We start from the raw sequence: 6,454 nt of genomic DNA on the forward strand, positions 1-6,454 counted from the left end.
AAAAATATGATGGACTGTAACTGTTCTTAGATATGTAGATTTCCTAGCGTTTTGCGTACAAAACACTCCTCAACTATTAGGCAAAAACGTAGATTAAACCTAATAAAGAACGTTGCAAAAAATGTGAGGAACTAAACTTTTGTATTAGTTTTTCCAATCTATTCTCTATTTAAGCGCAAAAAACAAAAAAAGACGACTCTTGTCGAAATAACAAAAGTCACCTTTTAAAATTTGGCTGTGTTTTAAAAGAGTGTTGATATTTGTTCAAAATAGACTCATTTGCATCAATGATCGCTTAAACGACATGATTAAGAATTAAGTCGCATCAACTCTTTCAAGCATCAACATTTATCTAAAACAGAGCCTAAAATTTTTATTCTGCTTTTATTAAAGAAGCTTTAACTTCAAGTGTATGCTCCACATAATCTGTAATAATATTATCTACACCTAATTCCATTAAACGCTTCGTTTCATTTAAATTATTAACGGTCCAAGCAAAAACTAATTTTCCATGACGGTGAATATCTGCAACTAAATCAGCTGTAATAAAACTTGATTGCAGACTAAATACATCTGCATACTTCATCTCACTCACATCACCGTAAAGGGCTGATGTAATATATCCTGTCATAATTTCGTTATTATATTCTTTAACTCGTTTTATTGCCTCATAGTCGGCTGCTGTAATCACAATATCCTCAAGCATGTCATGGCTTGCTACCATATCGACAACCAGTCTTCCTAAATCCTCCTCAGACGATTTCAATTCAATATTTAGTTTGGCACGACCTGCACATAACTCTAAAGCTTCTTCAAGTGTTGCGATATGTGTTCCCTCGAAAATATCATCAAATGATGCTCCAAGATCAATCGTGGATAACTCATCATATGTTAAATCACTTATTTTTTTCTTTATTCCTGCCATTCTTTTGAGTGTTCGGTCGTGAAAGAGTACTAACACCTCATCTTTCGTTTTTTGAACATCAACTTCAATATAATCTGCCCCATGCTCAATTGCTAACCCAATCGCGGGCATTGTATTTTCAGGCGCCATTGCTGAATAACCACGATGAGCTGTTATTTCAGTCTGTCTGATAAGGGATAATGTCTCAAACGTATCTTTATAAATATTAGACCCCATCATCAATCCAGCACCAATGAAACAAAAACAACATAGAATAAAGATACTCATTACTTTTTTGGAAGAATCTAAATTTATATTCCTCCAACCTGGCACGCCAATTCTTTTCTCATGTAACCAATGATAATAGCTGGCACTTATTTGACAATACTGGGCTGGAATCAAAAAGATGGTCATTAATAAAATTAAACTCATAAAAACAATAATCTTGACTGTAAAAATCCAAATAGAAAACTGATTTAAAGTTTCAGTTAACAAAGCCATCATACCAAATCCAACTGTTTCAAGTAATAAAACGGACACAATGACGGTTGCATACCATAAAATTACCCTTACTACACTATTTAAAAATCGATGATGTGTCATTTTAACGCTCGCCTGAATAGATGAGCTTAAACTTAAATCCGATAAATTGTACCAATGAGGACAATACATCCATCTTACACATCCGATTGAAAACAACACCCCAACAATCAAAAATAAAATCATCCATAATCGATTCGAGACAATATAGTCATTTACCACACCCGTCAGTGTTAATTTTGGAAAATAGCTTCCTCGAATATTAAAATAAAACATTAAAATTCCCATTACTGCAATCAGTGCTATCACCAGATTTGTTTTAATTAACTTGAAAAGTGACTTCAAGGATAAATAAAATAGATCAAACCACGATATTTTTACCCGGTGATACGATGCATGAAAAGCGTACACTAAACCACTAATTTCACAAAACAACAGTAATGTAAAAAAACCAAGCAATAAAAAAATAATAATCAAAGTAGATGGTCGTAATAAATACGACATAAAATTTTCAACTGTAATAAATCCATAACCACTCATATAAACTGATAACCTAAATAAAAGAAGTAAAATCGGTGTATAAATCATCCATGACATCAGCTTAAATAGCAGTTCAAATAAGAGAATCCCTTTAAAATTATACTTAAATAAAGCAAATGCATTCTTGAGTTCTAGCCCCATTGTTTCAATCCCTCTTTACCTAATAAACTATAATTTCAATGACTATAATAAATAGTATTAATTAACAAATATCACAAATGATGTAATAAGTAAAATAAATTTATGATGATCCTCTTTACTTACACCAAACCTGTATGATTTGACATGAAAATAGTAACTGATTGACCACCGCATAATCATCCAAATCTAAATGAAAGAGCTCTTTAATTTTTAATATCCGATAGTTAATGGTATTACGATGCAGATACAGATAATTTGAGGTTGCTTTTATACTTTGTTTCATTCTTAAATAAACATTTAGTGTATTTAAATAGTCTGTTTCAAACTTTTTATCATATTCATAAATGTTTAAAACTGTTCGATGACAAAAATATAGTAATTCTTCTCTTGGAATCTGCCTTAGTAAATCATAAATTTTAACCTGTTCATAAAACACATATCTATCAAAATCATCTAACAAATACTTACGATTCTCATAAGCACTAATCGCCTGATTCTCATACCGTTTAAACTCAAATAACTCATAAAAAACATCGCTAATGCCAAGAATCAACTGTTTAAACTTTAAATAATCATTTAGCTCCTTATTAAATAAGCCCGCCCTCTCCTCCACCAAAATAATCAAAATTTTATCCACAACAATAATGGTTGAACCCGGAAAATGGGATAAAAGTTCATGCTTAAAATCATCTTCATCTGCATTATAGGATAAAAAATCGTTTAAATCTGAGCATAATACTCGATATGTCGACGTCATTTTTAAATGACTAAATTGAACCCGTTCATAAAGATGAATACGATTAATATAGTTGTCACGTCGTAATTCTAATAAAATATCTTCATTTTGAAGCCGATCACTTGGTGGCATTAATTTTTGTTGGATTAGAAGTTCCTTTGCTAACACTTGGCTAACGAAGTAGTAACATTCCTCATCTAAATCATCAAAATCATGTTTTACTTCCGTAATATTAAGATACCCTAGTAATTGATGATTAATCTCAAGTTTATAAAAACGACGTCTTCGTTCATTGATTTGATCAACCGTCATGCATTCATATTTTCGATTCTTATCTTTTAATGTGTGCCAATGATTTAACGTCGTGGCAAATTCAAGGGTAATATAACCTCTACTAACTGCATTGTTCCAAATCAAATCATCTATTTTAATACAGGAAGAATGAGCAATAATATTGTAAGAATTATTAATAATAACCAGTGGGTTATTTAAATACTTCGCAGCTTTATCGACCACTTGTTCAAACGATTCTCCTTGCAAAATGGATTGTATTAATTCCTCTTTCACATTCTCTCTCCTTTGTGCTAGTAGCCTAATACCTCATCTACTTTCTAGGCTATGCTCACATTTTCCGTTTATGCCTTCAGTGCTATAATGTTAGCGTAAGTTAATTAATGATTTTTTTCACAAAAATGAGGGGGGCTTGTAAAATGTTTGATTTCAAAGGTAAAACAATCTTAGTAACGGGTGGAGCTCAAGGAATTGGGAAAGAAACTGCAAGAGGAATTGTTGAAGGTGGCGGACATGTCGTTATTTTAGATATTAACGAGGCAGTCGGATTAGCAACGGCAGAGGAACTTGGAAATGCTTCTTTTTATAAAATCGATCTTGGAGACTGCGATAATATCCGTTCAGTTATTTCAACTGTCTTAAATGATTTTGATCGAGTACACGGTTTAATCAACGTCGGAGGTGTGATTTCAAAATTACCATTTCAAGAAATTAGTGATGCAGAATGGGAAAGAACCATTCGTATTAATTTGACCGGTACTTTCACCACTTGTTCAGCTATTTATCCTTATTTTATTGAGAAAAAAGGGGGACGCATCGTTAATGTTTCATCTGTAGCTGGAAAAATTGGAGGAGGCTTACTTGGAACAGCAGCCTATGCTTCTTCAAAAGCTGGGGTTAATGGCCTAACAAAGGCTATCGCTAAGGAAGGTGGAAAATACGGAATTAGTTGTAATGCTGTTTGCCCATCATTTACTCATACGGCAATGACAAAAAGTTTATCTGAAGATGCACAGAAAAATGCAAAAGTTATTGGTATGATTCCACTTGGGCGTGCTGCTGAACCCGTTGAGATTGCTCAAATGATTTTGTTCTTTGCTTCTGATGCAGCAAGCTTCGTTAACGGTGAGATTGGGGACTGTGATGGTGGTATTGTATTAGACTAATCGGAGGGGATCATAATGGCAAAACTAAAATACAAACGATTTCCGGGAGACACGATTGTTGTCCCAATGCTAATTGGCGTTTTACTAAATTCATTCGTTCCTCAAGTTTTAGAAATTGGGGGATTCTTTACAAATGCTGTGCATGGAACAGGTGCTTTGGTTGGAATCTTCCTATTCTTTTTAGGAGCCAGTATTGATATTAAAAGTACACCACGCGCTATAAAAAAAGGGGCCGTTGTCATTGTCACTAAAGTATTAATGTCAGTTTTGTTAGGGCTTGGGGTGGCCTTCCTATTCAATGACAATTTCTTAGGATTGTCAGCTTTAGCTATTATTAGTGCCATCTCTGTTGCAAACAACGCACTTTATTCAGGGATTGTAGCACAGTACGGTGACGATTCTGACAAAGGGGCTGTAGGAATTACATCTTTAAGTGTCGGACCTACTGTTACGATGATTGCTCTAAGTTCTGCTGGCCTTGCAAGTATTTCAATCTGGCCAATCATCGGATCGATTTTACCGCTTATCCTTGGATTAATTCTAGGAAGTTGCTCGCCATGGCTTAAGAAAAATCTAAGCGCTGGGGTGACTCCAAGTATTATCGTCGTTGGATTTGCACTTGGTTGTGGAATGTCGATTCAGCAATTATTCCAAGGTGGGTTATCTGGAATTTTACTTGGATTAATTACGGTCTTTATTGTTGGGGCTATTACAATTGGAGCTGATAGATTAACAGGTGGTTCAGGAATTGCCGGAGCTTCAATTTCAAGTACTGCAGCCAGTGGCGTTGCTAATCCTGCCGCTTTAGCAGCGGTTGATCCAACTTATGTCTTAATTGCTCCTGTTGCTACCGCTCAAGTTGCTGCTTCAGTCATCATTACAGCCTTTTTAACACCAATGCTCACAAGCTTTGTTGCCAAACAAAATGAGAAAAAAGCTCAAAAGACGGTTTAACAACCGTCTTTTTCAATGCAAAAAAATAATGATCAACAATAGCAATATTCATGAAAGACTTGGACATAATAAAGTTGATATTATATCAGGAGGTTTCATGATGAATAATAAACAAGCTCAATTTTTAGACTATATTTTAAAACGCGTTCAAGATGGAAAAGTCGATGAAGCTCAAAAATTAGTCAATGAATGTTTTAAAAAACAAGAAGCAGGAACATTTACACGTGCCGATATTGGTGCCTTTATTCCTCAAATTACAGTCTTAATAAAACCAAACCATGTAGATGAAGTCCACAATGTCTTACATGAATTTGCAGCAAGCTTTAAAACAAATCAAGAATAATCCAAAAAAGTTCAAGACGCTTAACGCATCTTGAACTTTTTAACTATATATAATCACATTTTCTTCACTTCTCTACTTTCATGCTTTCTACGTATTAATTGGTAATAAAAATATTTCAATAACGATAAAAAAACAAGTTATGCGTAAACTAAATGGTATCTAAATATACTAAAGATAGGAGGATTATCATGAACGATAATAAGATAAAGTAATCGATAGAAACTCTGAGTGCAGGATGTAGCGGGCTATCTTGGATTAGTGAGGATCAAAAACATTTTTGGGGGAGAAACTTCGATTTCAATCGCATTGCATCAGATAGCAAAATAACCTTTGTTCCAAGTGGCACAACTTTCTACGCTTGTGGAACAGCTATTGAAAAAAATCTAGATGAATCAACCAAGTTAACCTCTTCATATGGTGTGTTAGGAATGGGATCCTTAATCTTAAAAACAACTCCAACTTTTTTTGAAGGCATTAATGAGAAAGGATTAATGGGGGGGCACTCTACTATCGTGAGTTTGCTAAATATGCTGATGAAGTGAAGGAAGGAACCATCCCCTTACAACCTATCTTTGCCGTTACTTACTTCTTAAGTATGTGTGCTACCGTCGAAGAAGTCATTTCAAAATTAGAAAATGATGTTACACTTATCGCAAAGCCTGTCTTCGGGGATATCCGTTATACTCACTGGATGTTTAGTGACCGTACAGGAGAAACCATCATCATTGAACCTGATGTAGATAAACTGAAGATTCACCGACATTCAATGGGGCGTCTTAACAAATAGTCCAAATTACGATTGGCATCGTACCAATTTATTAAATTACTGCAATATACGA

Annotated in this window: 6 protein-coding genes and 1 pseudogene; 5 read left to right on the plus strand and 2 right to left on the minus strand. The window is 34.3% G+C overall.

Annotated features, from left to right (window positions below):
- Positions 1-373 precede the first annotated feature (373 nt).
- Positions 374-2,125, minus strand: a complete 1,752-nt coding sequence (locus tag HMPREF9402_RS08320; protein ID WP_009607115.1) for a glycerophosphodiester phosphodiesterase family protein — start codon at positions 2,123-2,125, stop codon at positions 374-376.
- Positions 2,126-2,240: 115 nt separating this feature from the next.
- Positions 2,241-3,428, minus strand: coding sequence for a PucR family transcriptional regulator (locus HMPREF9402_RS08325; RefSeq protein ID WP_006784646.1), 1,188 nt, complete (start codon positions 3,426-3,428; stop codon positions 2,241-2,243).
- A 143-nt stretch (positions 3,429-3,571) separates the two neighbouring features.
- On the opposite strand from HMPREF9402_RS08325, the gene HMPREF9402_RS08330 reads away from it, so the two are divergent.
- From HMPREF9402_RS08330 to HMPREF9402_RS15035, 5 genes and pseudogenes are all read left to right on the plus strand, one after another.
- Positions 3,572-4,318 carry an SDR family NAD(P)-dependent oxidoreductase gene (locus HMPREF9402_RS08330; RefSeq protein ID WP_009607116.1) on the plus strand — a complete coding sequence of 249 codons (747 nt, stop codon included), beginning with the start codon at positions 3,572-3,574 and terminating at the stop codon, positions 4,316-4,318.
- Positions 4,319-4,333: 15 nt separating this feature from the next.
- Complete coding sequence (locus HMPREF9402_RS08335) at positions 4,334-5,272, plus strand: 2-keto-3-deoxygluconate permease (protein ID WP_006784644.1); 939 nt, start codon at positions 4,334-4,336, stop codon at positions 5,270-5,272.
- 100 nt (positions 5,273-5,372) lie between these two features.
- Positions 5,373-5,615, plus strand: a complete 243-nt coding sequence (locus tag HMPREF9402_RS08340; RefSeq protein ID WP_229040062.1) for a hypothetical protein — start codon at positions 5,373-5,375, stop codon at positions 5,613-5,615.
- Positions 5,616-5,869: 254 nt separating this feature from the next.
- A pseudogene (locus HMPREF9402_RS14980) lies at positions 5,870-6,402 on the plus strand (linear amide C-N hydrolase).
- Positions 6,377-6,454 (plus strand): linear amide C-N hydrolase (locus tag HMPREF9402_RS15035; protein WP_139058193.1); only part of this gene is annotated, 78 nt, incomplete at its 3' end. The pseudogene HMPREF9402_RS14980 and the gene HMPREF9402_RS15035, both read left to right, overlap by 26 nt.

The organism is Turicibacter sp. HGF1, assembly GCF_000191865.1.
Classification (GTDB): Bacteria; Bacillota_I; Bacilli_A; order MOL361; family Turicibacteraceae; genus Turicibacter; species Turicibacter sanguinis.